Annotated in this window: 41 protein-coding genes and 2 pseudogenes; 40 read left to right on the forward strand and 3 right to left on the reverse strand. The window is 38.1% G+C overall.

Annotation, left to right across the window (positions count from 1 at the left end; translation table 11 throughout):
- The first annotated feature begins 54 nt into the window (after window positions 1-54).
- The gene (locus STRIC_RS01810) at window positions 55-273 is read left to right on the forward strand and encodes a helix-turn-helix domain-containing protein (protein WP_008087501.1); all 219 of its coding nucleotides are present in this window, start codon (window positions 55-57) and stop codon (window positions 271-273) included.
- Between the two features lie 103 nt (window positions 274-376).
- Here STRIC_RS01810 and STRIC_RS01815 read toward each other — a convergent pair whose 3' ends face one another.
- The gene (locus tag STRIC_RS01815) at window positions 377-658 is read right to left on the reverse strand and encodes a hypothetical protein (RefSeq protein WP_008087455.1); all 282 of its coding nucleotides are present in this window, start codon (window positions 656-658) and stop codon (window positions 377-379) included.
- 279 nt (window positions 659-937) lie between these two features.
- Window positions 938-1,147, reverse strand: coding sequence for a hypothetical protein (locus STRIC_RS01825; RefSeq protein WP_008087475.1), 210 nt, complete (start codon window positions 1,145-1,147; stop codon window positions 938-940).
- Window positions 1,148-1,202: 55 nt separating this feature from the next.
- Between STRIC_RS01825 and STRIC_RS01830 the strand changes: the two genes are divergently transcribed.
- Entirely contained in the window at window positions 1,203-1,382 is a 180-nt protein-coding gene (locus STRIC_RS01830) for a hypothetical protein (protein ID WP_008087473.1), read from the forward strand.
- Window positions 1,383-1,414: 32 nt separating this feature from the next.
- Here the strand turns inward: STRIC_RS01830 and STRIC_RS01835 are convergent, their stop codons facing one another.
- A complete protein-coding gene (locus tag STRIC_RS01835) occupies window positions 1,415-1,756 on the reverse strand; it encodes a hypothetical protein (protein ID WP_008087422.1) in 342 nt (113 codons plus the stop codon).
- Between the two features lie 144 nt (window positions 1,757-1,900).
- Here STRIC_RS01835 and STRIC_RS01840 point away from each other — a divergent pair, with 144 nt between their 5' ends.
- The 38 genes and pseudogenes from STRIC_RS01840 to STRIC_RS02010 all read left to right on the forward strand — a co-directional run.
- On the forward strand, window positions 1,901-2,086 hold the full coding sequence (locus STRIC_RS01840) for a helix-turn-helix domain-containing protein (protein WP_008087494.1): 186 nt from the start codon (window positions 1,901-1,903) through the stop codon (window positions 2,084-2,086).
- A 71-nt stretch (window positions 2,087-2,157) separates the two neighbouring features.
- Entirely contained in the window at window positions 2,158-2,388 is a 231-nt protein-coding gene (locus STRIC_RS01845; RefSeq protein ID WP_008087531.1) for a hypothetical protein, read from the forward strand.
- Window positions 2,372-2,512 carry a hypothetical protein gene (locus tag STRIC_RS12345; RefSeq protein WP_008087481.1) on the forward strand — a complete coding sequence of 47 codons (141 nt, stop codon included), beginning with the start codon at window positions 2,372-2,374 and terminating at the stop codon, window positions 2,510-2,512. The genes STRIC_RS01845 and STRIC_RS12345 overlap by 17 nt, the downstream gene beginning before the upstream one ends.
- 11 nt (window positions 2,513-2,523) lie before the next feature.
- Window positions 2,524-2,856, forward strand: a complete 333-nt coding sequence (locus STRIC_RS01850) for a hypothetical protein (RefSeq protein WP_040831805.1) — start codon at window positions 2,524-2,526, stop codon at window positions 2,854-2,856.
- Between the two features lie 12 nt (window positions 2,857-2,868).
- A pseudogene (locus STRIC_RS12940) lies at window positions 2,869-3,045 on the forward strand (helix-turn-helix domain-containing protein); the annotation flags it as partial.
- A gap of 18 nt (window positions 3,046-3,063) precedes the next feature.
- A complete protein-coding gene (locus tag STRIC_RS12945) occupies window positions 3,064-3,261 on the forward strand; it encodes a hypothetical protein (protein ID WP_040831829.1) in 198 nt (65 codons plus the stop codon).
- Window positions 3,249-3,431, forward strand: coding sequence for a hypothetical protein (locus tag STRIC_RS01865; protein ID WP_008087492.1), 183 nt, complete (start codon window positions 3,249-3,251; stop codon window positions 3,429-3,431). The genes STRIC_RS12945 and STRIC_RS01865 overlap by 13 nt, the downstream gene beginning before the upstream one ends.
- Before the next feature lie 109 nt (window positions 3,432-3,540).
- Window positions 3,541-3,852, forward strand: coding sequence for a hypothetical protein (locus STRIC_RS01870; protein WP_040831808.1), 312 nt, complete (start codon window positions 3,541-3,543; stop codon window positions 3,850-3,852).
- Window positions 3,839-4,519: an AAA family ATPase gene (locus tag STRIC_RS01875; protein ID WP_008087484.1), complete on the forward strand. Its 681-nt coding sequence runs from the start codon at window positions 3,839-3,841 to the stop codon at window positions 4,517-4,519. Before STRIC_RS01870 ends, STRIC_RS01875 begins: the two co-directional genes overlap by 14 nt.
- Window positions 4,506-5,849, forward strand: coding sequence for a DEAD/DEAH box helicase (locus STRIC_RS01880; RefSeq protein ID WP_008087525.1), 1,344 nt, complete (start codon window positions 4,506-4,508; stop codon window positions 5,847-5,849). The genes STRIC_RS01875 and STRIC_RS01880 overlap by 14 nt, the downstream gene beginning before the upstream one ends.
- Before the next feature lie 15 nt (window positions 5,850-5,864).
- Complete coding sequence (locus tag STRIC_RS01885; protein WP_008087517.1) at window positions 5,865-6,323, forward strand: DUF669 domain-containing protein; 459 nt, start codon at window positions 5,865-5,867, stop codon at window positions 6,321-6,323.
- Window positions 6,324-6,325: 2 nt separating this feature from the next.
- Window positions 6,326-7,138: a bifunctional DNA primase/polymerase gene (locus tag STRIC_RS01890; RefSeq protein ID WP_008087462.1), complete on the forward strand. Its 813-nt coding sequence runs from the start codon at window positions 6,326-6,328 to the stop codon at window positions 7,136-7,138.
- Window positions 7,128-8,603 (forward strand): phage/plasmid primase, P4 family, encoded by a 1,476-nt coding sequence (locus tag STRIC_RS01895; protein WP_008087435.1) that lies wholly within the window; start codon window positions 7,128-7,130, stop codon window positions 8,601-8,603. Before STRIC_RS01890 ends, STRIC_RS01895 begins: the two co-directional genes overlap by 11 nt.
- Before the next feature lie 249 nt (window positions 8,604-8,852).
- Window positions 8,853-9,266, forward strand: a complete 414-nt coding sequence (locus STRIC_RS01900; RefSeq protein WP_008087509.1) for a hypothetical protein — start codon at window positions 8,853-8,855, stop codon at window positions 9,264-9,266.
- Complete coding sequence (locus STRIC_RS01905) at window positions 9,263-9,583, forward strand: VRR-NUC domain-containing protein (protein WP_008087533.1); 321 nt, start codon at window positions 9,263-9,265, stop codon at window positions 9,581-9,583. The genes STRIC_RS01900 and STRIC_RS01905 overlap by 4 nt, the downstream gene beginning before the upstream one ends.
- The gene (locus STRIC_RS01910; protein ID WP_040831816.1) at window positions 9,567-9,923 is read left to right on the forward strand and encodes a hypothetical protein; all 357 of its coding nucleotides are present in this window, start codon (window positions 9,567-9,569) and stop codon (window positions 9,921-9,923) included. Before STRIC_RS01905 ends, STRIC_RS01910 begins: the two co-directional genes overlap by 17 nt.
- Window positions 9,924-10,120: 197 nt before the next feature.
- Window positions 10,121-10,648, forward strand: coding sequence for a DUF1642 domain-containing protein (locus STRIC_RS01915; RefSeq protein WP_008087486.1), 528 nt, complete (start codon window positions 10,121-10,123; stop codon window positions 10,646-10,648).
- A gap of 303 nt (window positions 10,649-10,951) precedes the next feature.
- Entirely contained in the window at window positions 10,952-11,389 is a 438-nt protein-coding gene (locus STRIC_RS01920) for a DUF1492 domain-containing protein (protein ID WP_008087404.1), read from the forward strand.
- 679 nt (window positions 11,390-12,068) lie between these two features.
- Window positions 12,069-12,407, forward strand: a complete 339-nt coding sequence (locus tag STRIC_RS01925; protein ID WP_040831818.1) for an HNH endonuclease — start codon at window positions 12,069-12,071, stop codon at window positions 12,405-12,407.
- 170 nt (window positions 12,408-12,577) lie between these two features.
- On the forward strand, window positions 12,578-13,045 hold the full coding sequence (locus tag STRIC_RS01930) for a phage terminase small subunit P27 family (protein WP_040831820.1): 468 nt from the start codon (window positions 12,578-12,580) through the stop codon (window positions 13,043-13,045).
- A 3-nt stretch (window positions 13,046-13,048) separates the two neighbouring features.
- Window positions 13,049-13,285, forward strand: coding sequence for a hypothetical protein (locus STRIC_RS01935; RefSeq protein WP_008087457.1), 237 nt, complete (start codon window positions 13,049-13,051; stop codon window positions 13,283-13,285).
- A 108-nt stretch (window positions 13,286-13,393) separates the two neighbouring features.
- Window positions 13,394-15,142, forward strand: a complete 1,749-nt coding sequence (locus STRIC_RS01940) for a terminase large subunit (RefSeq protein WP_008087499.1) — start codon at window positions 13,394-13,396, stop codon at window positions 15,140-15,142.
- Window positions 15,139-15,306: a hypothetical protein gene (locus STRIC_RS12360; protein ID WP_200857361.1), complete on the forward strand. Its 168-nt coding sequence runs from the start codon at window positions 15,139-15,141 to the stop codon at window positions 15,304-15,306. Before STRIC_RS01940 ends, STRIC_RS12360 begins: the two co-directional genes overlap by 4 nt.
- On the forward strand, window positions 15,303-15,569 hold the full coding sequence (locus STRIC_RS01945) for a hypothetical protein (protein WP_008087424.1): 267 nt from the start codon (window positions 15,303-15,305) through the stop codon (window positions 15,567-15,569). The genes STRIC_RS12360 and STRIC_RS01945 overlap by 4 nt, the downstream gene beginning before the upstream one ends.
- A 33-nt stretch (window positions 15,570-15,602) precedes the next feature.
- Complete coding sequence (locus STRIC_RS01950) at window positions 15,603-16,823, forward strand: phage portal protein (protein ID WP_008087538.1); 1,221 nt, start codon at window positions 15,603-15,605, stop codon at window positions 16,821-16,823.
- Entirely contained in the window at window positions 16,801-17,466 is a 666-nt protein-coding gene (locus STRIC_RS01955; RefSeq protein WP_008087426.1) for a head maturation protease, ClpP-related, read from the forward strand. The genes STRIC_RS01950 and STRIC_RS01955 overlap by 23 nt, the downstream gene beginning before the upstream one ends.
- 24 nt (window positions 17,467-17,490) lie before the next feature.
- A complete protein-coding gene (locus tag STRIC_RS01960; RefSeq protein ID WP_008087503.1) occupies window positions 17,491-18,678 on the forward strand; it encodes a phage major capsid protein in 1,188 nt (395 codons plus the stop codon).
- 13 nt (window positions 18,679-18,691) lie between these two features.
- Window positions 18,692-18,820 (forward strand): hypothetical protein, encoded by a 129-nt coding sequence (locus tag STRIC_RS12850; RefSeq protein WP_001118389.1) that lies wholly within the window; start codon window positions 18,692-18,694, stop codon window positions 18,818-18,820.
- Window positions 18,821-18,822: 2 nt separating this feature from the next.
- Window positions 18,823-19,125, forward strand: coding sequence for a head-tail connector protein (locus STRIC_RS01965; protein WP_008087479.1), 303 nt, complete (start codon window positions 18,823-18,825; stop codon window positions 19,123-19,125).
- A complete protein-coding gene (locus STRIC_RS01970) occupies window positions 19,122-19,469 on the forward strand; it encodes a phage head closure protein (RefSeq protein WP_008087474.1) in 348 nt (115 codons plus the stop codon). Before STRIC_RS01965 ends, STRIC_RS01970 begins: the two co-directional genes overlap by 4 nt.
- Complete coding sequence (locus tag STRIC_RS01975; protein WP_008087500.1) at window positions 19,466-19,843, forward strand: HK97-gp10 family putative phage morphogenesis protein; 378 nt, start codon at window positions 19,466-19,468, stop codon at window positions 19,841-19,843. The genes STRIC_RS01970 and STRIC_RS01975 overlap by 4 nt, the downstream gene beginning before the upstream one ends.
- Complete coding sequence (locus STRIC_RS01980) at window positions 19,840-20,265, forward strand: hypothetical protein (protein ID WP_008087527.1); 426 nt, start codon at window positions 19,840-19,842, stop codon at window positions 20,263-20,265. The genes STRIC_RS01975 and STRIC_RS01980 overlap by 4 nt, the downstream gene beginning before the upstream one ends.
- An 18-nt stretch (window positions 20,266-20,283) precedes the next feature.
- Window positions 20,284-20,829 (forward strand): major tail protein, encoded by a 546-nt coding sequence (locus STRIC_RS01985; protein WP_008087430.1) that lies wholly within the window; start codon window positions 20,284-20,286, stop codon window positions 20,827-20,829.
- Window positions 20,830-20,936: 107 nt separating this feature from the next.
- The gene (gpG, locus tag STRIC_RS01990) at window positions 20,937-21,263 is read left to right on the forward strand and encodes a phage tail assembly chaperone G (RefSeq protein WP_008087532.1); all 327 of its coding nucleotides are present in this window, start codon (window positions 20,937-20,939) and stop codon (window positions 21,261-21,263) included.
- 29 nt (window positions 21,264-21,292) lie between these two features.
- On the forward strand, window positions 21,293-21,460 hold the full coding sequence (locus tag STRIC_RS12365; RefSeq protein ID WP_014411856.1) for a hypothetical protein: 168 nt from the start codon (window positions 21,293-21,295) through the stop codon (window positions 21,458-21,460).
- Window positions 21,461-21,472: 12 nt separating this feature from the next.
- Window positions 21,473-25,399: a phage tail tape measure protein gene (locus STRIC_RS02000; protein ID WP_008087412.1), complete on the forward strand. Its 3,927-nt coding sequence runs from the start codon at window positions 21,473-21,475 to the stop codon at window positions 25,397-25,399.
- Window positions 25,399-26,106 (forward strand): distal tail protein Dit, encoded by a 708-nt coding sequence (locus STRIC_RS02005; protein WP_008087522.1) that lies wholly within the window; start codon window positions 25,399-25,401, stop codon window positions 26,104-26,106. The genes STRIC_RS02000 and STRIC_RS02005 overlap by 1 nt, the downstream gene beginning before the upstream one ends.
- Window positions 26,103-26,363, forward strand: a pseudogene (locus tag STRIC_RS02010) (phage tail spike protein); the annotation flags it as partial. The gene STRIC_RS02005 and the pseudogene STRIC_RS02010, both read left to right, overlap by 4 nt.
- Between the last annotated feature and the right edge of the window lie 8 nt (window positions 26,364-26,371).

The raw sequence follows: 26,371 nt of genomic DNA on the forward strand, positions 1-26,371 counted from the left end.
TCCAATCATTTTATTTCAATTATACCACAGAAAGGGGGTGGGAGAATGACGAAAATGACATTAAAAATGCTTAGAGTTTCAAAGAATTGGAACCAAGAAACAGCAGCTAAAAAACTAAGAATTTCAGTTTCGAAATTAAGCAATTGGGAAAATGAAAAAACATTTCCGGATGCTATTGAAATAAATAAAATTGAAAAACTATACGATGTCAATTACTCTGATATTATTTTTTTACCAACAAAACACGGTTTAACCGTGTATCGAATAAACTAACACAAAACTAGAAAGGAACAACATGGAAGAAAGAAAATTCACAAAAACACAAAAAGCACAAATCACTATCAATTTAATCACAATAGCAATTGCGCTTTATGCCTTATTTTTTTAAGTAAGCTAACACACTTATTACTAAAGCTAAGATTGAAATTAACCACGTTATAAATTGAATCTGTAACGCATAGAGTGCTTTTTTACCTTCTAATTCTAGAGAATATCTATCTTTTTTAATTATAGGTTCTAGATTATCTCTATATCCTTCCACGATATATTGAACGTAATTCATTCTAAGTGCATAATCAACCATTTCTTTATTTTTGATTTTAACTGGTTTATGAAAAATATCAGCGGTTAACAGTTTAAAAAACAGACTAATATTCATAACTTATCCTCCTTTCCGTAATGATAGCTTTATTATAGCACGGTAGGAGGAACTAAACAGATAGAAAGGAAACGCATGAACGAACTAGAAAATAAAATAAACGAACTCGAAGAAATGGTAATCAACATGGATGAAGTGGCTGTAGTGATTCCATGGAAAGTAGCAAATAACCTACTACAAAGAGCAGGTTACTTATCAGAAGAGGAACATCGCCTACTAAATTGGAGAATCGGAAAATCAAAATATGCAGGCAAACGTTCCGAAAAAGTCCGCAATTTGCTAGAGGGACTTAGGGATAGTGGAAGTTCCGAGAATAGCTGATAATTTTAATTCTGTTGTTTGATCATTGTGCATGAAAATGAGAGTTTCATTTTTGCGATTAGGCTCAATCCAATGATCAATAACAAAGTCTCCAACGAGACTATGCAAAATAACAGTTTCAAAATCATCAATACTATTCAATAGAGGAGTTAATTCTTCTAAAGTCATTTAGTTATCCTCCTTCCTAATAGGATAACTAAATTATACAACAGAAAGGAGACACATGAGACCAAAGCGATATCCGTATCAAAAAAATAAATTAATTATCCATTCTAAAAACGCAAAGACAAAAATTGAGCTAGATAGCAGAAAAATAACTATCAATGTTGAAGAAATCGATATTGAGAATTTAGCAAACGAAATTTCAAAAGTGCAACTAGCCAAAGAAAAAGGAGTCTATTGATTGAACAATAGACTCAAAGATAATTAACAAATCTAATCATTATTTTTAGAGAGAGTTCCCATTGAGACGCCTAGAATTTGATCGATAAATAAGCAGACGAAAGGTAAATTAGAAGTTACATTTCCTGAAGAAATATGCGTGACATCAACAAGCCAAATCGCTGTGGGATTACTTTCATCTTTGATAGATTTACGATTTTCTTCGAAACCATCGAAGAAAGCGTCTAACAACATACCTGTATCACTGTCTTCCTCTGTAAACATTCTACCACAGTAGCGCCCCCAAGAAGTTTCGATAATTAGTTCATTGTTAGTTTTTGTTGCCGCAAAATCTAAAAGATTGATTATTTCATATTTGAACAAGCTATCAGACATTAGTCCTCCTCCTTTCCATAATTTTTGAATACAACATTGAGAGGTCATATTCAAATAAATTATATCAAAAATAGAAAGGAAAGCACAACTTATAGTTGTGGATAACTTATTAACAACTATATATTGTGTTTTGGTGAGTGAATAATGTGGGGTAAATTATCAAAAATCTTATCAGAAAGAGGTATGACTATGTATCAACTAGCGAAACTTTCTGGAGTTAACAAAAGTCATTTTAGTGACTTAAAAAGCGGAAAAATAAAAAATTTGTCGTGGCCCAACATGGTCAAAATTTCTGACGCTTTAGGTGTCAGCCTAGACGAATTTAAATAACAAAAAAGTCCGACGGGAATCGGACTAAAAAGAAAAAATATTTACTTAATTATACCACGAAAGGAAACAATATGCTAGCGAAATTAAAAAGCGGTATTGAAGTACCTTATGAAGAATTATGGATGAATGATAACGATTTAGCTGAATTTATCGGGAAGTCATTTGACCAAACGCAACGATTGCTTAGAAAAATGTATAAAGACAGAAATTACCGTAAGTACATTGACAAGGTTGGTGGTCGTTCGACAAAGGTTAAAAAATTTGAAGAATGGAGAAAATTACAAAATGAAAGAATTATTTAACTTTATTTTCACAAAACCAAAAAAAGAAGAAGAACCAAAATGGACAATTGAAAACAACGGCTGGGAAGCTGGTGCACGTAGATATAACCAATTGCAAAAAATGCGTGATGAGCAGGTTTGGTAGGAGGAAAGAGTATGAATGAAGAAATAAAAGGTGTAGGCATTCCATGTGGGTATAATCCAGTGGTTTTGGGAAGTGTAGTAGATGGAGATAAGAAACTACTTGTGGAAGTCGGCAATTTACTATACGGAGATATTATGATGGGTAACCTCGTCCAGCTGGAAACGTTCCACAATTGCGAAACGCCTGTCTTAGCAGAAATGTACGACAAATATAAAGACAGAATCCCAGCGGGTAGCTGTTTGTATGTTATTGTTACCAACGCACTATCAGGCACCATCTATGCTTGTGGACATAGCAAACGTGGAGAATGGACTGTTTTTTCAAAGACAGCAGGATACGCGTAGGAGACATAGGGGATGAACAGATTAAAAGAGTTACGCAAAGAAAAAGGCTTGACTCAGCAAGATATGTCTGAGTTTTTGAATATGAGTCGCCGAGGGTATCAGAAAATAGAAAACGGCGAAAGCCAAATCAAACCAGATAAAGCCCAAGCCCTAGCAGATTATTTTGACGTACCTGTTGGGTATCTATTAGGATTCGAGCAACAACTAATTAACGATAACGAATTTTTACGAGACGAAAATACTCGTCTTAATAGGGAATTTAGCGAATTGAATCACGCGGTTGCTAAGGCTAATTTATTAGACATCATTATTGATGAGGGCTATATCCTACAAAGCGCACTAGATAAATGCATTGCTAAGCTTGATGAGATTGATAGGAAAGAATTGAAATCATGGAAAAATTAACTTTAAAAAAAGAAAAAGAAAATACTGCAACATTACCATTTTTTGTGGGGATTGATTTACACGCCCAAATCAAAGAAATCTCGACAGAAACAGGTATTCCGATGAGAAGGATTATTGAAAGAATGATTAGGTTTTCCCTCGATAACCTAGAAATCATGGAAGGAGATTAATGTATAACTTTGAATATTACTGCGAAAACTGTGGCAAAAAATGGTCTAACATCTCATCTGACAAAGAGCTAGAATGTCCTTATTGTGAGGAACCAGATCCGCAAATAACATGGAAAGCGAGGGCTTACGATTGAGAATTTACATTAACAAACATAAAAAAATGATTATCGCACCAGATTACAATGATCGCTATGGCGGTGTATCTAACGTAACTATCCAAATTAAAGATGGAAAACTTAGCAAAGAAATTAATCAACGTATCGAAGAAGCCATTAATTTTATCATTAAAGACTATGAGCCAATGTTTGATACACCAATCGTTGATGAAATGTTTAAGGAAAAGGAACAGGCAATCAGAAAAATGGTTGATTATGACACTGCGTTAACAGAGATGGTGGAGGTGGATGATGAAAATTACTAAAGCAACAGAGATAAAGAATAACGACAGTTGTTATTTGATTTATGGTAATCCAGGTTTCGGAAAAACATCAACTGTAAAATATTTACCCGGCAAAACTATTGTAATCAATATTGATAAGTCGGCAAAAGTCCTTAGAGGGAATGAAAATATTGATATTGCGGATATAGATACGCATAAAATTTGGGAAGAGTGGCTAGACACAGTAAAAGAGTTACTAAATGGAGCAGCAAATGATTATAACAACATCGTTATAGATAATGTCTCCGAGTTATTTAGGGCTTGCCTGGCGAATCTTGGGCGTGAGGGTAAAAATCATCGTGTGCCAAGTCAAGCCGATTATCAACGAGTTGACTTTACTATTTTAGATAGTCTGCGAGCGCTGCTGCAATTAAATAAACGCATTGTATTTTTAGCTTGGGAAACCTCTGATCAATGGACCGACGAAAACGGAATGATTTATAACAGAGCAATGCCAGACATCAGGACAAAAATATTAAACAACTTCCTTGGACTTACAGATGTTGTAGCTAGATTAGTCAAAAAAACTACAGACGACGGGGAAGAAGTGAGAGGTTTTATTTTACAACCATCAGCTAGTGTTTATGCTAAAAATCGTTTAGATGATCGCAAAGGATGTAAAGTGGAGGAATTATTTGAAACTACGTGATTACCAAGAAGAATTACTAACAAACATCAGGAGGTCATTAGCGACTGGAAATAAACGGATAATCGTCCAGTCGCCCCCTAGAAGTGGAAAAACGGTGGTAATGGCTCATATCGCAAAAAGTGCAACTGACAAAGGAAACAGAGTATTGTTTTTTAGCCATCGCAAAGAAATCAATGAACAGGTTGAAAAAACATTTTCGGTGAACGGAGTTAAACCAAATCTTTTAACGATTGGTGGCGTGCAATCGCTCGTCAGGAAGCTAAATAGTCTACCTCAACCAGAAGTTATCTTGATTGATGAGGCTCATCACAGTAAAGCCAAGTCTTACTTAAAAATCATCGACCATTTTAAAAATGCTTATGTATTGATGTTCACAGGGACACCAGTCAGGTTAAATGGAGATGGATTTGATGATATTGCTGACGATTTGGTAGTCGGTAAATCTGTCAAATGGCTACAAGAGCACGGAAATATAGCTAACTTTAAATACTATGCTCCATCAATGATTGATAATTCTGCGCTAAAAAAGCGAGGCGGAGAATTTACAAAGGATTCTGTTGACCAATCCATGAAATCAGTAATCTATGGTGATGTTATTAAACACTACGAAAAATTAGCTAAAGGAAAGCAAGCTATTGTATACGCTCATAGCGTAGAGGCTTCTCAGCTTATTTCCGATACCTTTAACCAAGCAGGGTATCAATCACAAGCAGTCAGCGGTAAAACACCTAAAAATGAACGAGAGAAGGCTATGAATGCTTTTCGTGATGGCAACCTTAAAATCATAGTTAACTGTGAATTATTTACAGAAGGCATTGACTTGCCAAATGTCGATGTTTGTATCATGTTGAGACCAACACAGTCATTATCACTATATTTACAATTTGCTATGCGGCCATTAAATCCTAGAGATGGGAAAACAGCCATTATTATTGATCACGTTGGCAATGTGGAGCGTTTTGGTTTACCTAACATGGATAGAGAATGGCGTTTAGATGGGGAGGTAAAAAAGAAACAGTCCGCTAAGGTTGGTGAGCCTACCACACGGGTTTGTGATGACTGTTATGCCACGTATTGGTCCGATACTCGTATCTGTCCGGAATGCGGACACGAGAATGAGTTAACCAAGCGTGAAATTGAAGAAATCAAAGAAGCTGAATTACAAGAAATATCTGAACAAAAACAACTAAAACTAAGAAATAGGGTTAGCACCTATCAATCTCCGGATTTGTGTCGGACGATGGACGAACTAACCGAATATCGAAAACAACATGGATACAAGCCAGGATGGCAGTATCACATTGCTAAAAAACTAGGAATTTTATATTAAAAGGAGAAACACAATATGTTTGAAATCGACTACTCACAAGCTAAAGAATTCGCCTCAATCACAGACGGCACTTATGAAACTTTTATTGAAAAAGCCGTCCAAGACGCAACAAAAAACGGTGCAGACTTTATCAACATCCACTTCAGAATTCGCAAAGATTTCCAGCAAGAATTCCAAAACAACATTATCTTCCACCGTATTTTTGCTAAAAAAGAAGATGGGAAATATCCAGTTGAGGCGATTATGAATCTTGCAAAACAGGCAGGCATCCCAGACGGTACTAAGTTTAAATCTTTAGATGATTACTTAAATCAATTGCTCAATAAATGCCTTAAAATTACCGTTAAAAACGAAACGTCAGAATATAACGGTAATACTTACAATAATTTAAACGTGAAACGTATTGAGAAATCCGACATTCCTGCGATGGTTAACCCTGTGGAAGAATTTAAAGAAGATGATCTTCCATTCTAATTATGAAAGGGATGATAGATTACGCAATCTATTATCAACAAAAGGGATTTTCGGTTATTCCGATTTCAAAGGATGGCAAAAAACCTCTGGTCGCTTTTGCAGATAAGCCGGCATTTACCGAACATGAGCTACGTCTTATGTGGAAAGATAATCCTGACGCAAATATCGCCTTAAAAACAGATACATTTTTTGTCATAGATATTGATGTCCATAACGACGTCGACGGTCTGAAAAATTTGAGGGAATGGGAGCATGCAAGGTTGATACCAAAAACCTTGCAAGCAACCACACTTAGCGGCGGACGGCATATCTACCTAAAAAAACCAAAAGGTGTTTCCATGGCGCAAAATATCGGTTTTATTGATGGCGTTGATTTGAAGGCCCATGTTAACAATTATGTGCTGGTACCACCGTCAAATAACGCCAAAGGCATGTACGAGTGGGATAAAATACACTCTCCAATTTCTGGTGAGATGACCGAAGCGCCTCTTGAGTTGATAACTGTATTGCAAGAATTAAAGCCTGCCTATGAATACGATGCCAGTAGTTTTACATCTGGAGATTACCAAGGTAGCAATAAAACAGCTAAATTATTTGAGACGATTGTCCTTGGTTTTGGTGATACAGGCGGCAGAAACAACAGTCTCGCTGAGTTTGTCGGTGGATTATTACTAAGAAATGTGGATGTTGAAATAGCTTACACATTAGCTAAAATGGCTAACCATAAAACTGCTTGCCCTTTGAACGATAAGGAGTTTGAAAGAACCTTTAAGAGCATGTGTGACAAAGAATTGAGGAGGAGAAGTGGACTTTGAATTTTACAGAGAAAAATTAAATGAGGAATCTGGCATTGAACCAGGTAAACCTAAAACATGGTCTGCTATTAAATCCAAATTGATAGCATATCGAAGAGAGTGGCTTGAGGAAGCTGGGAAAGATGTTAAAAACTTGTCTGAGTTAGCAGTTGCTATCGGAATCAATAAATATTTACACGTCATCGCCTTGGAAAATGGGAAAGTAGCTATCTATGACCCGGAACAAGGCTATTACATTAAAGATTATAAGTACGCTTATAAATTAATCCATATTTTGCAGCGTACTTTTAACGAGACAAAATGCCGTAACGTGTTGTTTATGTTAGCCAGCATGGATAGAAAATACGGATCAACAGATTTTGAACCAGAATACCAAGACGTGAGACGGTATGTTTTGGTAAAAAATGGCATCTACGACAAATATAAACGTGAATTATTACCTTTTGACCATAGATTTATTAATTTTAGCACCATTGAAACAGAACTAATTCCAAATGCTCCCCTCCCAACTATTGACGGTTGGGATGTGGAAGCATGGCTACTTGATTTAATGAGCGGAGACAAAGACCTCGTCCAGCTATTATGGCAAGTCGTGGCGGCATCCTTAAACGGTAATTATTCATATCGTAAATCTATTTGGTTTGTTGGAAATGGTAACGATGGTAAAGGGACTTTTCAACAGATGATTAGCAATCTAGTCGGATTTAAAAATGTTGCACCCCTTAAATTAAATCAATTTTCAGAGCGTTTTGGATTGGCGATCATTGAAGGAAAAACAGTAATTGTCGGAGACGATGTCCAAGCTGGTATATATGTTGACGAAAGTAGTAACTTTAACTCTGTCGTTACTGGAGAGCCTGTAAGCATTGAGAAAAAAGGTGAGAATCCTTACTTGGCGATATTTAAAAAAACCGTCATACAATCAACAAACGGGATGCCATCATTTAAAAATAAATCAAATGGTACTTATCGCCGTATTATCATTATCCCGTTTAAAAAGACATTTTCTTCAGCAGAAGATAATTGGGCTATTAAAGACGATTATATCAACAGAAAAGAGGTCCTTGAATACGTTTTATGGAAAGCTATCAATTTAGATTTTGATAGGTTTAGTGAGCCGAAAGCGACACAAGAAAGGATGCATGCTTTTAAGCGAGACAACAACACGATACTTGCTTTTATAGATGATTGGTTTGAGCGTTTCACTTCTACCGTGCTCCCTACTAGATTCTTATGGTGGTTGTATAAAGAGTGGTGCAAAGACAATGGGCACACACCACTTAAGCAATCAACTTTCGAAAATGAATTGTCAACCAATATCCCTGATGGTTGGGTTAAGAAAAAATCTAGAGTTGTAGGAAAATTCTTCCCATCTGACGAAATACCAACAGAATATGGCCATTTTCCTTGGAATAATGAAAAAGATGCTAATGGAAGTATGCAATCTTATGTGAAGATTATATAAATGTTCCATCTTTGTTCCATGACCTGGAACAGCGGAACCCCTTGATATTACTGGGTTTAATAGGATTTTGTTCCATGTTCCATCTTTTTCTTAATATTAATAAAAAAATAAATAATATAAATATATATAGAGAGAAGCAAAAAATGGCTGAACATGGAACAAAAGCGGTCTAATCCCTTGATTCATAAGGGATTGGCGTGTTCCACCATGGTGGAACATTGGTAGGAACAAAATAAAAAAGGAGAAAATATGTACGACATTTTAAAAGATTACGAAGATCTTCCGATTCCTTCTGAATCGATTTACTATCACGACTGGTTAATTGGGAACATCACTAACAAAGAAGCTAAAGAGCATTTTTATCGTAGTGATCATCCTAAAGGCTTTTTAGAACTAAGTAAAGACAAACAAGAAAAATTACTGCACTGGTGTAAGCAGTTAGAAAAAACCAAAACTTATAAAAATGGGCATACCTCTTATGGATTAAAGCATAAATTTGAATACCGTAAAAATGGTTTTTATGTTACAAACGGTCAATTCAAAGGAGCTATGCTGCTTGCTGGTTTTAAACCTAAAGACAAAAACGAATTGAATTGGGTATTTGCTTTTAGTGTAAAATCGCTAAGAAAAATTATCGATACAAAAAGGTATGTGATGGTATGACAACAGAATCACTAATCCAAAACCAAATCCGTGTTGCTCTATCAAAAGCGGGCCATATGGTTTTTAGAGCTAACGTTGGTAAAGTACGCACAGCAGACGGCAGATTTTTTGATACAGGTCTACCAAAAGGATTTTGCGACTTGTTTGGATTTAAATCAGATGGCCAAATATTTTTTATCGAAGTAAAAAACGAAACGGGTCGAGTAAGACCTGAGCAAAAAAAATTTATGGAGGTCATGGCATCTAGAGGAGCGCTGGTAGGAGTGGCTCGATCAGTGGAAGATGCCTTAAAAATAGTCAATGACGCTAGTAGATGATTTTTACAAACAAATGGAGCCGTCAATTAAAGCGTTTTTGGACGACAACATTATCATCACAGATCAGGAAGAAGCTGACAGAGTCTATAAATCTGTCAAATACTATAAAAATCTTAATAGATTGCCACCGCCAAATGTATTGGACTGGTTCCAGCAGATATATACGACACAAGAAATGATTACGTTAATCAAGCAGTCTTACCGCCTTAAGCAAAAAAAGACAGACGAGGATGACGAGATTTACGAAAAGTGGATGTTTAAAAATTATGGTGATGTTAAGCTTGTCAAAAAAATCAAACGCATGAACGCATTAGCTAAAGCTTGGGAGATGGGCCTATGAAAAGACATAGACAGTGGAATAACAATATTAAATACACGCCAAAATCTTAATACGTATAACTTCGTATAATGTATGCTATCGAAGTTATTACGCTTTATCTGCGGATGATAGCTTGGTTGACAGTGCTTACGATTATATCATTCACGGCGTCGGTGACGTTGATAAAATAGCTAAAAAAATAAGTGATGAGGTAACAAATGAACATTGAAGAAGCGATTAAAAAGATAAGAGAGCTTGACTTATATGGATTATCCCCAGCAGGGTCAAAAAAAGCAATCATACCAATTGTTTGTCAAATTAAACTCGACCAATCAAAACCAGAGGTGCCGAAATTTGTTTCGGATTGGATTGAAGAACATAAACAAATGTATGGTAAGCGGGACGAAGAATCTAAAGCCGACTTTGTTTTCAGAGCCATTTATGACATTTTTAGGTTTGGCGAAGGTATTACTACCTATGATTTTTCTATAAGTGATGAATTGTCAAAGTGGACGACTGAAAACGCTTATAAATTTATTACCGTAATTTTATTCGGCTACACAGTCGAAAAAGAGAAGTTGTACATCGTTGACTTACCAAACGGTCAACCTTTAGTACGCGGGAAAAACACTTTGTATTTTAGTCAAAATCTAACGACCGAAAATGCACGACTCACCGAATCCGAAATCCGCAAAGATTTCGAGTGGGCTTGGCGAGAAGGATTTGCGAAAGAGGTGCCGGAATGAGCAGGGACAAAACCAGAATCAGAAGCATTGTGAAGTCCATGAAACAGCTAGGTGCTAGCGAAGAAGAAATAGGTGATTATGTGTTGTTGCATATAGCAAAGAAACCACATGCTTTAGCTGGGGTTCGCAGTGCATTTAAGATTTTCAGAAGCGAAGGGTGGCAATAAATCATGAATCGATGTGCGCCTGTGTCAAAATAAAAAACGGAAGAGAGGGCTTTTCTCCACAAAACAAAAAGACGTCCATGCAGAACGCCTTCATGATTAAATACCCAACAATATTATATCATGAATGGAGAGTTAGATGGGCAACATTCCGACACCAAAAGCTAATAATTTTTTGGAAGAATTAAAGACTATCCCACATCTCATAGAGACCCTTGAAAGAGACGCCAACCTAATGAGTCGGTCGCTCGTTAAGTCTCCTCAATGGTCCGATATGAAGGTATCTGGTGGGGTCAAACAATCACAGGAAGACAAAAACATAAAGATGCTGCACATGGTCAGCTATTATAGTGATCAGATTGAGCGTTTAAAAGACCGCCGGCAAGAGATGGCTAATTTGATTGTGCAAAGCATGGGAATTTGTGAGAGCCATGTTTTACTCACGACTTATCTCGACTGTGATGGAGACTATGAGAGAGCCAGAGAACGCTTAAACATAGGCAATCGTAATAAATACTTTATGTTTGTCAGAAGAGGCAAGGAAAGTCTAGAATTGATACTAAAAAATACTAATTAGATACAAATTGATACTACATAATACTAATTACAGTGTTAATATAGTAGCATAGCAAAATAACAAGAAGAGATAACCTTTTAACCACTGACTATTTATTTAGTCGCCAACTTTAACTACCGTCGAACTTGTTATTTTGCAGCCAAAAGGCAAGTGGAAAGGCTGAGACGATTTAAATGGTTTTGCAGGTTCGACTCCTGCCGTCTCAATTACCCAGAGATTACACACTGTGACATTGCGGGATGTAATCAAAGTAAAAAGAATCACGGAACTTTGCAATGTCCGCCGTGAGTTAACACCCTTATTCGACATTGGCGTGCCCTTGAGGAAAATACGCAATCTGGGTTCGGTGTTAATAATTAAGACTTAGCAATGCCTCTTAACAATGCGTACCAGTGCTAAGTCGATTGATTAACCGCAAGTCGATACTAAGGGTCGCAACCTTGCTTGTGGTTAGTGGGGACAACGGTTGTAAGTCGGTTCGATTCCGACTGTTCCTGTGCTAGTCATCACATTGTGGTGGCTTTTTATTATGGAGGATTAAAATGAGACCAAATAAGTATCCGTATAGCAAACCACAACGAGAAAAAGAAGTAAGTAATATATACGTTGATAATGATTACACTATTCCATCCACAACATTAGTTCATTATATTAATAGGCTAACTGGTGAGGTCAGGGTATGAGGCCGCAGAAGCTAACTATTGCTGGAGGTAGGCGTACAACAGTGGACTACGATGATAGATCAGCAGAGTATCGTGATTACAATCGTAATCGCTGGAAGTACGATAAGCGAGTTAAGCAGTTTTATAACTCTAAGTTGTGGAGAGAGACAAGTAAGCAAGTGCTGTTGCAAAACGATTATGTTTGTGCTATGTGTGGCGGAGAAGCTACTATGACTGATCACATTATTTCAGTTAAAAAAGATTGGAACAAAAGATTAGATTGGAATAACTTGCAAGCAAGCTGTAAAGCGTGTAACGATAGTAAAGCGATACGAGAAAGATGTAAAAATAATTAATAGAAAAACGGGTGTAAAAATTAACAAAAGCACGTCAATGTTCGGGAAATACCCCACTTGTTTTTGAACGGGGGTACATTGTTCGGAAAACAAAGAACGCGCCCTTTTCCGTGCAAAAAATTCCCTTTTTGAAATTTTTAAAACTGTAAAGTTCGTGTAAAGGAGGTCTTATGGGAAGAAATTTAAAGCTAGTTGAAACGACAAAAAAACATCTTACAAAAGAAGAAAAAATAACGAGAGAAACCGCGCAAAATAAGTCTTCTGACGGTCTTAAAAAGTTGCAAAAGACACCTCCTGAACACTTTAATAATGTAGCTAAGTACGAGTATAGAAGAATCATAGAAGACCTCCAAAACCTACCCCTAAGAAATCTCGATAGAGGGCTATTAGAGTTATATTGCACATGGTATGCTATCTATAAAGAAACGATTAGAAAGTTAGATGAGGTTGGTTATTTTACGAATGATCCAGACAAAGGATTGATTCCAAGTCCGCTTATTTTGACGTTGGAAAAAGCCACTGCGAACATTAGAAGTAGCGCAAGTCAACTTGGGCTAACTGTTGATAGCCGTATGAAGATGTTTATGCCGAAGCAGGACGAGAAGAAAGAGTCTATATTTGATAAGTTTGGAGGATAGATATTGGAATCAAGATTTCCTAAAACATGGTTCGATGAGTATGAAGAAGTTTCAGTCTTGAAAAATGATTCAGAAATATCGGAACTACACAAAAAGTGGTGGGGTGGAGAAAACATTGAAATAACAAAAGAAATGCTAGAGGCTTTGTTAGATGGTAAAGCACTTGGTTGGGATGATGGAGAATATAGCCATGTTATCGCTCTATCTACAGAAGCCATTTCAAGCATTAAAGGAGAGTGAATGATGGAAGCCTATTTTAGATTCAAAATAATAATGAGTATAATCGGTTTAATCGTTTGGCTGATATGTGTTTTGCTATTCTTATTCGGGAAAAATAGGGGGTAAAAAGTGACATACGATTGTTCCCAAATAGACAAGCAGTATCGTGATGCTGCTTTTTATTATGCCTTGTCGGTGGTTAATGGCGAACGTTTAGCCAGCAAGAAAGTTTATAAGGCATGCATGCGCCATCTGGCAGACTTACAAAAAATCACGGATGATGATTTCTTATACGATTACCATCCAGATAAAGGGGCAGACCCAATAAACTTCATTGAGATATTACCAGATGTGAAGACAGGGAAACCATATCCGTTAGCGGAATTTCAAAAGTTTATCCTAGCTAACTTGTATGGTTGGCGGTATAAATCAAATGACAGTATCAGACGTTTTAAAAAAGCCATGATTTCACTTGCTCGTAAAAATGGCAAGACTATCATTGTGGCAGGAATTGCCCTGTATGAATTTCTCTTTGGAAAGAATCCGGCAATGTCGCGGCAGATTTTCTTTACTGCAAACGATAGAGCACAGGCAAACATCGCAAGAGAGATGGCGCGTAAGCAGTTAGAGGCCTTGAGGTCACAAAGTGATGAGATACGAAAAGCTACTAAGATTGTGCGTGACGAAATGCGAAATCTTAACGACGAATCTTATATGCGAGCCCTTAGCCGTGATACTGGCGCAGTCGATGGTTTCGAGCCATACCTTGGTATTTTGGACGAGTTTGCAGCGTCTAAGACAAATGAAATGATTGAGCTTTTGGTGTCTGGTCAAGGTCAGTTAGATAATCCTTTAATTCTGATTATCTCAACGGCAGGTATGGATCTAAACGCCCCGATGCACACAGTTGAATACCCGTATATCGAAAAGATTTTAGATAGAAAAATCGAGGATGATAGCTATTTCGCTTTCATTGCTGAGCAGGACAACGAGGAAGAAATCAAGGATGAAGCGAATTGGATAAAGTCAAATCCTATTCTTGAGGTCGAGGCTTTGCACGATAAGTTAATAGATTATCTACGCAAACGTAGGCAGACATCACTTGAGACTGGACAAGTCAACGAGGTCCTTATTAAAAACTTTAATATGTGGCGCCAATCCAGCGAGGAATCCTATATCGACAAACAATCTTGGGAACTTGCTCGGATTGATAAGCCAGATACTAATAAGCGGAGAGTTTGGTTAGGTGTTGACGTTGGTCGTGTTAGCGACTTATTTGCTATTACACCAGTTGTCATGATGGATGATTTTTGGTATATCGACAGCTTTTCTTTTGTGGCTACCAAATACGGTTTAACCGCTAAAGAAAAACGGGATGGCGTATCTTATAGCAATCTTGAACGCCAAGGCTATTGCGAGATAACCACCCTAGAAAGTGGTGTCATAGATGATGAACGTGTGCTCGAAAAAATTGAAGAGATGGTCTATACCAACGAGTGGGAAGTTAACGGGATTTGCTTTGACCCATACCAATTCGGAACGCTACTTACAATGATTGAAAAAAGGCATCCAGAATGGCCGCTGATAGAAGTTTCGCAGACGACAATGGTTTTGAACATGCCGACAAAACAATTCCGTGACGACCTAAAAAAAGGCAAAATAAAGCACTCTGGGAACCCTTTGCTAACCATGGCTGTTAACAATGCTTATATTAAAACTGATAATAATGGTATGAAGATTGATAAGAATAAGAATAGCAATAAGATTGATCCGCTGGACGCAGCTTTAGATGGGTATGCAGTTTGTTACTTAGAGCCATTTGATGGATCTGGTTATTGGACAAGTGAAAAGATTTTAGGAGGAGAGACACTGTTTTGATTGGTTTTATTTTAAAAAACATACACACATTAATCCTGTTAGTTGGATTAGGACTGTTAATATACGGTATTTTTTTGTTTGGCGATAAGGTTGGTTTTATCGCAAGCGGCCTTATATTACTTATTTTGGCTATCTACGTAGATAGCATAGGAGGTAGAAAATGAATAAAAGACTCAAAAAGAAACGTAAATTAGAAACAGCGGTTGTGATGCTGATTGCTGAAAACGCTATGCAAGCAGAAGCAATTAAAAATCAAAACAAACAAATCAGGGAGCTAACATCAATTGTTCAGCGGAATGTTATGGCAACAAACGAAGAGTTAGCGACTATTAAAGGCACCGTTTTAGACAACCAAGTGGCTATTAAAGCAATTGGTGATGATGTTGATTACATCAAGCAAAATTACAAACGGAAGTGGCGAAAATAGAAGTTAATGGTTTAGAAAGGAGGTGAGAAATCGATGAGTTTTTTTCAACCTTTGGGCAGTTCAAAGGTGTCCTGCGATGACTATATATCATCTGTTTTGGCTGGTGATATCTCTCAAAAATACTTAGGAGTATCGGCATTAAAAAACAGCGATATTTTAACAGCAACGTCTATTATTGCTGGAGATATTGCTAGGTTTCCGCTTGTTAAAAAGGACGTTAACGGGGACATTATTCATGATGAGGATATCAATTATCTTTTAAATGTTAAATCCACAAATAATGCGAGTGCTAGGACTTGGAAATTTGCTATGGCAGTCAATGCCATTTTGACCGGCAACTCCTTTTCCCGCATCCTTCGCGACCCAAAAACAGGTCAAGCACTGCAATTTCAGTTTTATAGACCATCTGAAACGACTGTTGAGGAAACGGATAATCATGATATTGTCTATACTTTTACTGATATTTTGACTGGTAAACAAATTAAATGCTTTGCTCACGATGTCATTCACTGGAAGTTTTTTAGTCATGACACAATCCTTGGCAGATCTCCGCTATTGTCTTTAGGTGATGAGATAGAGTTGCAAACGGGTGGTATCAATACCTTAATTAAATTTTTCAAAGATGGTTTTTCTAGTGGCATTTTAACGTTGACAGGTTCTCAATTAAATGGAGAAGCTAGAAAGAAAGCTCGTACGGACTTTGAAAAAATGCGTGAGGGTTCTACTGGTGGAAGCCCGCTAGTATTTGACAGCACACAAACTTATAAGCCACTTCAAATTGATACTAACGTGCTGCAATTAATCACGAGTAACAATTTTTCAACTGCTCAAATTGCTAAGGCTTTACGAGTGCCAAGTTACAAACTTGGAGTTAATAGCCCTAACCAATCCGTAGCTCAACTGATGGAGGACTATGTCACAAACGACTTGCCTTTTTATTTTGATGCGATTACAAGCGAACTAGCTCTTAAAACGTTAAATGATAAAGATAGACGTCTCTATCATATTGAATTTGACACACGAAGTATCACAGGTCGGAATGTAGATGAAATTGTCAAGTTGGTCAATAATCAAATATTGACACCTAACCAAGGCCTTATTGAGTTAGGTAAGCAAAAATCTACAGATCCTAATATGGATAGGTATCAGTCGAGCCTGAACTACGTCTTTTTAGACAAAAAAGAAGAATATCAGGACAAGGTTGGTATCAAAGGGAAAGGAGGTGAGGTAAATGCCAAAGAGGATAAATCTTAAAGGACCACTAATTTCAAATAACTCTCAGGAAGTTTACGACTATTATGGTATGGAAGCGGTCAGTGCTAAAAGTATCATCGAACAATTTCCTGAAGATGGTAATGATATTGTTTTGGAAGTTAATTCAAACGGTGGACTTGTGACAGTTGGAAGTGAAATCTATACCGCTTTGCGAAATTACAAAGGAAAAGTAACTGCAGAAATCACTGGCATGGCTGCAAGTGCAGCATCAGTGGCTGTTATGGGAGCTGATAAAGTCGTCATGAGTCCGACAGCTCAAATGATGGTGCACAAAGCACTTTTTAATTGGGTGTCTGGTAATAGCGATGACCTAGACAAAGCTTCTAACGCCTTAAAATCAAGTGATAAAGCTATCGTTAATGCCTATGTCGCAAAAACAGGGTTGTCGGAAGATGAAATCATGAATTTAATGCGGAATGAAACATTTATGTCTGCTCAAGATGCCGTAGAAAAAGGTTTTGCTGACGAAGTTATGTCTTTTGAAGCAGTTGCTAGCATTGATAATTCGATGTTGCCACAAGCGGTAATTGATGATTATTACGCAAATAGGAACAAACGTAAAAAAGAAATTAGCAATATGTTGCTAGAAATCGAAAAAGAAGAAATTTTACAAGGGCTATAGGCTCTTTTTTTATTGGAGGAATTTATGTTCGAAGAAAAAATCAAAGAAATTAAAGCGACTATCGCTAGTTTAAACCAAGCGATTGCTACGAAAACAACAGAAGTAAAAAATGCTTTGGAATCAGATGACCTTGAAACTGCTCGCTCAATTAAAGCAGAAATTGAAGAAGCTAAAGCAAACCTAGCAGAAGCAGAAAATGACTTGAAATTGTATGAAGCTAGCATTGAAAAAGGCGGTGCAGAAAATATTGGAGGAAAAGAAGTGCCACAAGAAACAACAACTTATCGCGAGAGTGTTAATGAATTTATTCGCTCAAAAGGAAAAGCCGTTAATGAAGGTTTACGATTCGAAGGCAAAGATGAAGTGCTTATCCCGCTGAACAAAGTAACACCAGTTGCTCCTGAAACAGACGGAGTTAAAAAGACAGACGTGAAACCAGTTTCCAGCGAAGAAATCTTATACACACCAGCTCGTGAAGTTAAGACAGTTGTTGATTTGAAACAATTCACTAGCATCCACCCAGCTAAAAAAGCATCAGGGAAATGGCCAGTATTGCAACGTGCGACTGAAAAAATGGTTAGCGTTGAAGAATTAGAAAAAAATCCAAAACTAGGCAAGCCACAATTTAAAAACGTTGAATGGGAAGTTAAAACATACCGCGGAGCTATTCCGTTGTCTCAAGAGTCAATTGACGACGCAGATGTAGATTTGGTTGGTATTGTTGCTGAAACAATCGGTCAAATGAAAGTTAATACAACCAATGATGCAATTGCTAAAGTTCTAAAAACATTTGAGGCTAAAGCTGGTGTCAAAACATTAGATGACATCAAAAAAATCCTAAATGTAGATTTAGATCCAGCTTATAATGTATCATTTATTGTATCTCAAAGTTTCTACCAAACCCTAGATACTTTAAAAGACAAAAATGGTCGCTACTTGCTTCAAGACTCAATCACCTCTGCGTCTGGCAAAGTATTCCTTGGAAAACCAGTATTTGTCCTATCTGATGATGTAATTGGTAAGGATTCAGCTTTTGTCGGAGATTTTAAGCGCGGCGTGTTATTCGCTGACCGCAAAGACTTAGGCCTTCGCTGGACGGACAACGAAATCTATGGGCAATACTTGCAAGCTGTACTCCGCTTTGGTGTCGCTAAGGTAGATGACAAAGCTGGCTACTATGTGACATTCACGCCAGAACAATTGCCCTCATAAGGCCACTGAAGAGGTGGCGAAACCAACTAGTAAGAGCACTGTAGAAGAAATCAAACGCTATTTAACAAGTCAAGGGATTGATTTTAGTGGTAAGACATTGAAATCAGATTTACTTGCACTAGCAGGCGTTGAAGAGGTATAGCTATGGCTGTATCGAAAGAATTATTGGACAGTGTAAAACTCTATTGTAAAATTGACTTTGATTTTGAAGATGACATCATCGAAGAAATGATTAAATCGGCACAGGAACAAATCTGTTTTGCAATAGAAGATGGCTCAACCGCAGACACGTTTAAGGATAGTGCTAAATTTGCTTTAGCCGTCAAAAAACAAGTCAAGGAAGAGTACGAACACCGTGGTTTGTCTGCGGATAGTATGCGCTATCCGTTGGCAAATGGTGTATTAAACATTATCCATCAATTAAGACTGAGGGGTGATGAATCGTGATTACACGCAAAATGAACACAAGAATCACTATCTTTAGTCAATCTGGCGGGCAGAATGAAGACGGAGAGGTTTTCTCTGCGATTAGAAAAGACGTCTATACATGTTGGGCAGAGGTGTTAAAAACTCAATTAAGAGATTTTAACTATCAATCAAAGTATCAAAATGCTAGCAACCTACCTACCAACAAAGATACTAAGGTCTTTTTGATTAGGTATAATCCTAAGTTATCTATCGATAACACGATGTTTGTTGAATTCAACAAACGTATCTATAAGATAGATAAAATCGAATCTGACGAGTCTGGAAAGGACATTACTATGATAAGTGGGGTGAGTCTATCATGACAAAGGGTTTAGATGAAATTTTAGCCAATCTCACGAAGCTTGAAGCAAAAGCCCCAAAAACTGCAAAAGCAGCAGTCACTGAGGTTGCCGAAGAATTTGAAAAAGCACTCAAAGCCAACACCCCTGTTTATGAGATTGAAACAGATGAACGACTGCAAGAAGATACTGTTATCAGTGGTTTTAAAGGTGCTAATGTTGGAATTGTATCCAAGGGAATTGGTTATGGCAAAGCTACTGGTTGGCGCGCTCATTATCCTAACGGTGGCACGATTTATCAACGTGGCCAAGACTTTAAGGAAAAAACAATCAATCAGATGACACCACGAGCTCGAGAAATCTATGCAGCAAAAGTTAAGGAGGGACTAGGACTTTGATAGCCGAAACAGAAGCTTATAAATTATTAAGTAAAGATAAGACACTAAATGAGCTTATGGATAGGCTTAGAGGTGGTCTTTTTAAAAATGGATTTAAGCAAGGGATATTTACCTATGATATCCCAGATAATCCAATCGACTTACGTAAGATAGATTTAGCGCCTTTTATGCGAATCAACACGACATTAGACGGCCCTGTTGATTATGCAGATGATGAGATGCTTTGTAACGAGCAACGGATCACAATTAATTTTTGGTGTAAAACAGCGTCAGAATCTGACCAGATTGCAAAATGTATAGATAATATTTTAAAAAAAGGCGGGTTTGAAAGATATACCGCTAATGAAAAACCAAGATATAAAGATAGCGATATTGACTTACTGATGAATGTGAGGAAATACCGCTATTTTGATTTTTATTAAAGAAAAAGGAGCTAATAGATGGGAAAAGTAAAATTTGGACTACGTGATTTTGAATATGGGGTAGTTGATGACAAAGATAAAGCAAAAACAACCAAAAAATTACCTGGCATGAAATCAGCAAAACTCGACATTACTAATGAATTGGTTACTGTTTCGGCAGATGATGGCCCATACGTAGTTTTGTCTGGTGGAATCACTGAAACAAAACTTGAAATTGAGGTGTTAGACTTGACGTCTGATGCACGCAAAGATTTCTTTGGGATCACCGTAGAAAACGGGATTGAGAAGTACAATAAATCACTCACGCCAAAAGATGTGGCTTGTATGTTCCGCACAAGCGACGAAAACGGAAAAGCAATTTGGGTTGGACTACTTAAAGGTAAATTTAATATTCCTGGAATGGAAGCACAAACCAAGGAGGGGGCACCAGATCCTAAAACTGATACTGTAACGGGTAACTTTGTGGCTCGCGGCGAAGACGGTGATGTTATCGTTATCGGTCGCGAAGATGCAAGCGATTTTAGTTTAGAAACATTCAAAGGAATGGTATTCCCAAAGTCGTAGTGGAAGACCATCGAAGTTCTGATGGTCTTCCCGATAGTCGCCATGGACATGAAGTTGTTTAAGGTTAGATTTTAAATCCAACCTTTTATTTTTGATAAGGAGTAGATATGTACGAAATTACCCTAAAAAAAGGCGGAGTTGACAAGACTTTTGCGAAGGATTTTATCAATGTCGAAGATAATTTGCTAGCAGTCGAACACCAAGTTAGGCAAAGTGCTGTGTTTAATGACGAGAAAAGACGCTTAGATTCTAAAGCGCATAGAAAACTTAACGAATCTTACTTGCAAATGTTCGTTGATATGTACGCCGGTCAGTTTACCGTTGATGATTTAAAGCAATCTGAGATGACTGTTTTAAATATTTTAAACAATCTATACATTGACGCGCTCGGAGGAGAAGAAGAGGAAGGCGAAACCGAAAAAAAGGAACAATAACCCCTCAAGAAGCCAAAGATAATTTGCTGATGTGGGTACAAAGTCTATTAAAGAATGGCTATACGATTTTAGATATAAAAAAAATGCGTTTATCTGACATCGAGTTGATGGTTCAAGCGCTAGAAATTGAAACTGTCGAAAAAGAAGAAGTGATTGAAACGACCTTGGACAAGGCATTCCCATTTCTTTTCGGCTAGAAAGGAGACTAAATGGGGAATATAGGTGATTTAGTAGCAACAGCAACGCTTGATATTGCGCCTTTTATGTCAAACACAAGAAACCTAAAAACCTACATGAAAGGCTTAGATAACTCGTTAAAAGCAGTTGAAAAAAGCTTCCAAGGTCATGGCGGGCGAATTAAAGGGCTTAAAGCAGTCTATGCTGAGACGGGTAGTGCATTAAAAGGTTACCAAGAATTACTAAAAACTCAGTCGCAAAAATATAGTGAATTAAAAAAAGAAATAGGTGACGTTAACAACGCTACCGCTGAGCAAAAACAAAAACTAATCAGCGCAAAGTCAGCTATGTTGGAAACCGCCGCGCAAGTCACGGAATTGCAAAACAGATTACGAGCTTTAGCTACAGAAACTAGTGTCTTTACTCGCTTTGGTAAAGCCGCTGAAAGAGTTGGCGGTAAGATGAAGTCATTTGGCGATTCGGTAGCTGGAGTTGGTGCTGCATTTACAAGAGGAGTTACAGCTCCAATTGTTGCGGGCGCAGGGTATGCGATTAAAGCAGCTGTTGACTATGAGTCTGCGTTCGCTGGTGTGAAAAAGACGGTTGATGAAACGGCGACAGTATCTTATGCGAAGCTATCACAGGGTATTAGACAAATGGCCAAAGAGTTGCCAGCTAGTGCGGTAGAAATCGCTCATGTCGCGGAAGCAGCAGGACAATTAGGAGTTAAAACAGGAGACATCCTTAGCTTCTCTCGTACAATGATTGATTTAGGAGAATCTACCAATCTATCCGCAGAAGAAGCGGCGACATCTATTGCTAAAATTGCAAATATTACAGGACTAGCATCATCTGAGTATTCGCGTTTTGGTAGTGCTGTCGTAGCGTTAGGTAATAACTTTGCAACAACCGAAAGAGATATTGTTGCAATGACTAATCGCATCGCTGCATCTGGTAAGCTTGCAGGACTGACTAACCAAGAAATGTTAGCGTTGGCGACAGCTATGTCAAGTGTTGGTATCGAAGCAGAAGCTGGTGGTACGGCAATGACTCAATCTTTATCGGCTATTGAGCGTGCAGTCTCAGCTGGCGGTGAAGATTTAACCAAATTTGCGCAGATCGCTAATATGTCATCCGCTGATTTTGCTAGGGCATGGAAAGAAAAACCAATCGTTGCTTTGCAAGAATTTATCAAAGGCCTTGGACAATTAGATAAAAAAGGAGAGAGTGCTACAAAAGTTTTAGACGACTTAGGTCTAAGCGGTGTCCGTCAATCTAACATGCTTAAATCTTTAGGCTTGGCATCTGAGACTTTAGGCAAGGCTCTAGATACCTCAAACAAAGCTTGGCAAGAAAACACAGCGTTGACTGACGAAGCTAACAAACGTTATGAGACGACAGAATCTAAGCTTAAAATGCTTAAAAACGAAATCAACGATGTAGCCATTGAATTTGGTGGCCCTTTGGTTGACGCTCTAAGAAATGGGCTCGAAGCAGGAAAACCATTTATTCAAATGGCGGCTGACTTAGCCAAAAAATTCAACTCGCTTGATAAGGAACAACAACAGCAAATTATCAAGTGGGGACTTATTGCAGTCGCTGCTGGTCCAGCTTTATCTATCTTTGGCAAAGGTGTTGGCATTGTTGGTAGCACTATTCAAGGCCTTGGAAAAATGAGTCAAGGCTTAGGGGCTTTGTCTGGTTGGCTACGCACGTTTAAAGCCGGTGCCGTAGCAGCAAGCGCTGGAGCTGAAGCTGCTGCAACCTCTATGGGTGGCATGGCTGGGGCAGTTGCCTTATTAAGCAGTCCGGTAACATGGGGAGTTTTACTCGGTGGTGCCGCTGTTATTGGTATTGGTTTGATTGCGGATAGCATTTATAAAGCCCATAAGCGTACAGAAGAGTGGGGGACTGCTGTTTCTCAGACGGAAGCTGTTGCTTTGAGCAACTTTAAGAAAAAAGTCGATGAGACAAATAATTCTTTGCAAATGTTCGAAGCTGGCGCAGGAAGTGTTAAAAAAGTGACTGAAGCTTTTGATGACTTGGTGGCTAGCATTGAAAAATTAGCGAATGATAAGCTACAAAAAGATATTGATGCGGCTAAAAAACTCGGGTTTTCTGATAGATTTATCAATAATCTTAAATCTAAAACTGCCTCAGTGGTCAATAACGTCGAAGCTATGAATACCCAGATAAAAGCTATTATGGAAAGACATAATGGCGACATGAGTAAGCTTTCTGCGACAGAAAAAGAGTTGGTGTTAAGAAATCAAAGAGAAATGATTAGTACACAGCTTGATTTGATGAAGTTTTCTGCATCAGAAAAGAAAGCTTTAACAGCTGCGCTTAACAATGATTTAGATGCTCTTAATGCTAGACAACTTGAAAAAGTATCTGAAAATACAGTCAAAATGCTTGATAAAGAAAATTCGGCATATAAGACAAAAAAAGCAGAACTAAAAGAATTTCTAAAAAAATTCGGAAGTGACACTAGCAAACTCAGCGCACAGGAGCTTGAGGATAGACAGGAAGTTTTAAACAAACTCACTGAACTAAACATGCAGCACAATCTAAAGGCTAAAGCTTTAAGTGATCAGTATCTCGCCATTCAAAGAGAACGCGTCCAGAGATTGAAAGAATCTGGTAAGAGCCAAGAAGAAATCCACCAAGGGATCAGCCAAATGGCATCTGATATGGCTCAAAAGTTAGGAATCAGTTATGATGACGCTTATCGCAAACTGGCTTACTATACCGAAAAATCTGGCGAAACATTAAAAGTTTTATCACGCAATACCGCGAACGCTACAGCAGAAGTAGCGGCTGCTAATGCTCAATGGGATAGTCTCTTTACTAGCGATAATCCACAACAAAGCCTAAATGAATTGTTATCAACAGCCGAGGGCTGGAATAGCTTTGAAATCATGGTAAAAAATGCTGATGTCGAGCCAACAGGTCGAGCGGCGCTAGCTGAAATGCTAGTAGCTGGCGGGCAATGGCAAAATATGACTCTTGAGCAGAAAAAATTAGTTGTCGATGGGCAACAGGCTATGATTGAAATTTTTGATAGCAAAGGATTATTAGCGCAGTGGCAAGCACTGACACCAGAAGAAAAAGTTTTGTTGGCGAAAAACCTAACACAAGAACCAACCTTGTCCGCACAACAAGCCCTTGACAGCGTCAAGCAAACAGTACCTGCTGATGTGAATGCTACGGACAAAACAGCAGGCGATACTCAGTCGGCGCAAAGTAAGATTGATAACGTCAAGCAGAAAGCACCGGCTGATGTGAAGGCATCGGATAAGACTGGGCCAGATGTTGCGAGTGCTAACAGAGCTGTTAATAGCCCTAAGCAAAACAGTCCCGCTGTTATTAGGGCTCAAGATGACGCAAGTAGTGTTGCAGAAGGTGTAATAGGGTCACTTGCTAGAATTCCTAGCAGTGTTACGACAACTATTTTTACGGTAGTAAAAAAACTTTTCACGAGAAATGAAGAGGGAACTAACTTTCACCCTGGTGGTCTAGCTATGGTCAATGACCAGAAAGGGCCGCTATACAGAGAGTTGGTTACCTTACCAACTGGAGAATCATTTGTCCCAAGTGGTCGAAACGTTATCCTCCCTCTGCCAAGAGGGTCGAAAGTCTTAAAGGCCAGTCGCACGAAACAATTATTCCCGCATTATGCAAACGGAATAGGTTTTAATGATACAAAAATTGCTAGTTTAACAACTCGCCTTAAATCTGTGCAAGATAAAGGGACTGTAGTCGTTAACGCTGACCCGCAAATAGCAGAATTGATTAAACTACTTAAAGACAGAGATGACAGAAATATCACAAACAACTACACGTTGAACGCTACAAACAGAAGCAACTCTGATGATATGTTTAGTCAGGAAAATATGAGGCGTCTCCTCAGAGAGCTTGCATATTATATAAACGGAGAGGAAGGGAGGTTGGCTTAATGCGATACATTGAATTTAATGGCAAAAAAAGTAATAGCTTTGGTCTTTTGCTAGAGCGCGAACGATCTATTAAGTCAACGAGCAACGATGTCGATTTAATCGAAGTCGATGGTCGCGACGGTGCACTCTTAAAAGACAATGGTCGTTTAAAAGTTATCGAGCAAGACTTCCCTTTTTCCTTGGTCGGCGATGTGACTGCTAATCAACAAAAAATAAGCGAGTGGTTACACGTCAAAGGTTGGCATGATTTAGTTTTGTCTTGGGACAAGGACTATATCTATCGTGCTAGTGTCGTCAATCTTTTTGAGATAGACGAGATTTTAAAACAGTTCGGCAGACTTAAAATTAACTTTTTAATCCACCCTATCAAATACCTAAAAACTGGCAAACAGGAGGTATCTCTTGTCAACGGTGGGACCCTACAAAACCCTGGTAATGTGCAGTCTAAACCAATCCTAAAAATCAAAGGCACAGGTAGCGGAGTCTTAAAAATTAATGATTTTGAGACAGGCCTCGAAAACGTGCAAGGTGAGCTAGTCATAGACATGGAGAGGCATCTAGCCTATAAAGATGTCCTATCAGCTTGGGATAATATTGTCAGGACAGAACATCACCGCATGCCTTTGTTTGATGTGGGGCAAAATAATATCTCGTGGACTGGTAACTTTACCATCACTGCAACACCTAATTGGGGGGTTAAAGTATGATACCAGTTTTATACGAGGCCAAAGAGACCAAGTTTAGGACTTTTGGTCTTGGGGAAATTGCAGACGCTTACGAGGTTAAAGCTACTCGTGAGCGTAATGGCAATTACTCGCTATATATCAAATATCCACTAGATGGTGTCTTTGCCTCTACTTTTAAAGAGGAGATGAAAATCAAGTCTGATGCTGGTCGTAGGACTAAGTGGCAGACTTTTGAGATTAATCGGGTACTACGAAACAGTAAAGATCACATAGTCGTATAACTTCG

The organism is Streptococcus ictaluri 707-05 (assembly GCF_000188015.2).
GTDB lineage: Bacteria > Bacillota > Bacilli > Lactobacillales > Streptococcaceae > Streptococcus > Streptococcus ictaluri.

Bases quoted from the DNA above. Each gene is read 5' to 3' on its own strand.
- STRIC_RS01810 (WP_008087501.1), top strand. From the start codon at position 55: ATGACATTAAAAATGCTTAGAGTTTCAAAGAATTGGAACCAAGAAACA.
- STRIC_RS01815 (WP_008087455.1), bottom strand. From the start codon at position 658: ATGAATATTAGTCTGTTTTTTAAACTGTTAACCGCTGATATTTTTCAT.
- STRIC_RS01825 (WP_008087475.1), bottom strand. From the start codon at position 1,147: ATGACTTTAGAAGAATTAACTCCTCTATTGAATAGTATTGATGATTTT.
- STRIC_RS01830 (WP_008087473.1), top strand. From the start codon at position 1,203: ATGAGACCAAAGCGATATCCGTATCAAAAAAATAAATTAATTATCCAT.
- STRIC_RS01835 (WP_008087422.1), bottom strand. From the start codon at position 1,756: ATGTCTGATAGCTTGTTCAAATATGAAATAATCAATCTTTTAGATTTT.
- STRIC_RS01840 (WP_008087494.1), top strand. From the start codon at position 1,901: ATGTGGGGTAAATTATCAAAAATCTTATCAGAAAGAGGTATGACTATG.
- STRIC_RS01845 (WP_008087531.1), top strand. From the start codon at position 2,158: ATGCTAGCGAAATTAAAAAGCGGTATTGAAGTACCTTATGAAGAATTA.
- STRIC_RS12345 (WP_008087481.1), top strand. From the start codon at position 2,372: ATGAAAGAATTATTTAACTTTATTTTCACAAAACCAAAAAAAGAAGAA.
- STRIC_RS01850 (WP_040831805.1), top strand. From the start codon at position 2,524: ATGAATGAAGAAATAAAAGGTGTAGGCATTCCATGTGGGTATAATCCA.
- STRIC_RS01865 (WP_008087492.1), top strand. From the start codon at position 3,249: ATGGAAAAATTAACTTTAAAAAAAGAAAAAGAAAATACTGCAACATTA.
- STRIC_RS01870 (WP_040831808.1), top strand. From the start codon at position 3,541: ATGGAAAGCGAGGGCTTACGATTGAGAATTTACATTAACAAACATAAA.
- STRIC_RS01875 (WP_008087484.1), top strand. From the start codon at position 3,839: ATGAAAATTACTAAAGCAACAGAGATAAAGAATAACGACAGTTGTTAT.
- STRIC_RS01885 (WP_008087517.1), top strand. From the start codon at position 5,865: ATGTTTGAAATCGACTACTCACAAGCTAAAGAATTCGCCTCAATCACA.
- STRIC_RS01890 (WP_008087462.1), top strand. From the start codon at position 6,326: ATGAAAGGGATGATAGATTACGCAATCTATTATCAACAAAAGGGATTT.
- STRIC_RS01900 (WP_008087509.1), top strand. From the start codon at position 8,853: ATGTACGACATTTTAAAAGATTACGAAGATCTTCCGATTCCTTCTGAA.
- STRIC_RS01905 (WP_008087533.1), top strand. From the start codon at position 9,263: ATGACAACAGAATCACTAATCCAAAACCAAATCCGTGTTGCTCTATCA.
- STRIC_RS01910 (WP_040831816.1), top strand. From the start codon at position 9,567: ATGACGCTAGTAGATGATTTTTACAAACAAATGGAGCCGTCAATTAAA.
- STRIC_RS01915 (WP_008087486.1), top strand. From the start codon at position 10,121: ATGAACATTGAAGAAGCGATTAAAAAGATAAGAGAGCTTGACTTATAT.
- STRIC_RS01920 (WP_008087404.1), top strand. From the start codon at position 10,952: ATGGGCAACATTCCGACACCAAAAGCTAATAATTTTTTGGAAGAATTA.
- STRIC_RS01925 (WP_040831818.1), top strand. From the start codon at position 12,069: ATGAGGCCGCAGAAGCTAACTATTGCTGGAGGTAGGCGTACAACAGTG.
- STRIC_RS01930 (WP_040831820.1), top strand. From the start codon at position 12,578: ATGGGAAGAAATTTAAAGCTAGTTGAAACGACAAAAAAACATCTTACA.
- STRIC_RS01945 (WP_008087424.1), top strand. From the start codon at position 15,303: ATGAATAAAAGACTCAAAAAGAAACGTAAATTAGAAACAGCGGTTGTG.
- STRIC_RS01950 (WP_008087538.1), top strand. From the start codon at position 15,603: ATGAGTTTTTTTCAACCTTTGGGCAGTTCAAAGGTGTCCTGCGATGAC.
- STRIC_RS01955 (WP_008087426.1), top strand. From the start codon at position 16,801: ATGCCAAAGAGGATAAATCTTAAAGGACCACTAATTTCAAATAACTCT.
- STRIC_RS01960 (WP_008087503.1), top strand. From the start codon at position 17,491: ATGTTCGAAGAAAAAATCAAAGAAATTAAAGCGACTATCGCTAGTTTA.
- STRIC_RS01965 (WP_008087479.1), top strand. From the start codon at position 18,823: ATGGCTGTATCGAAAGAATTATTGGACAGTGTAAAACTCTATTGTAAA.
- STRIC_RS01975 (WP_008087500.1), top strand. From the start codon at position 19,466: ATGACAAAGGGTTTAGATGAAATTTTAGCCAATCTCACGAAGCTTGAA.
- STRIC_RS01985 (WP_008087430.1), top strand. From the start codon at position 20,284: ATGGGAAAAGTAAAATTTGGACTACGTGATTTTGAATATGGGGTAGTT.
- gpG (WP_008087532.1), top strand. From the start codon at position 20,937: ATGTACGAAATTACCCTAAAAAAAGGCGGAGTTGACAAGACTTTTGCG.
- STRIC_RS12365 (WP_014411856.1), top strand. From the start codon at position 21,293: ATGTGGGTACAAAGTCTATTAAAGAATGGCTATACGATTTTAGATATA.
- STRIC_RS02000 (WP_008087412.1), top strand. From the start codon at position 21,473: ATGGGGAATATAGGTGATTTAGTAGCAACAGCAACGCTTGATATTGCG.
- STRIC_RS02005 (WP_008087522.1), top strand. From the start codon at position 25,399: ATGCGATACATTGAATTTAATGGCAAAAAAAGTAATAGCTTTGGTCTT.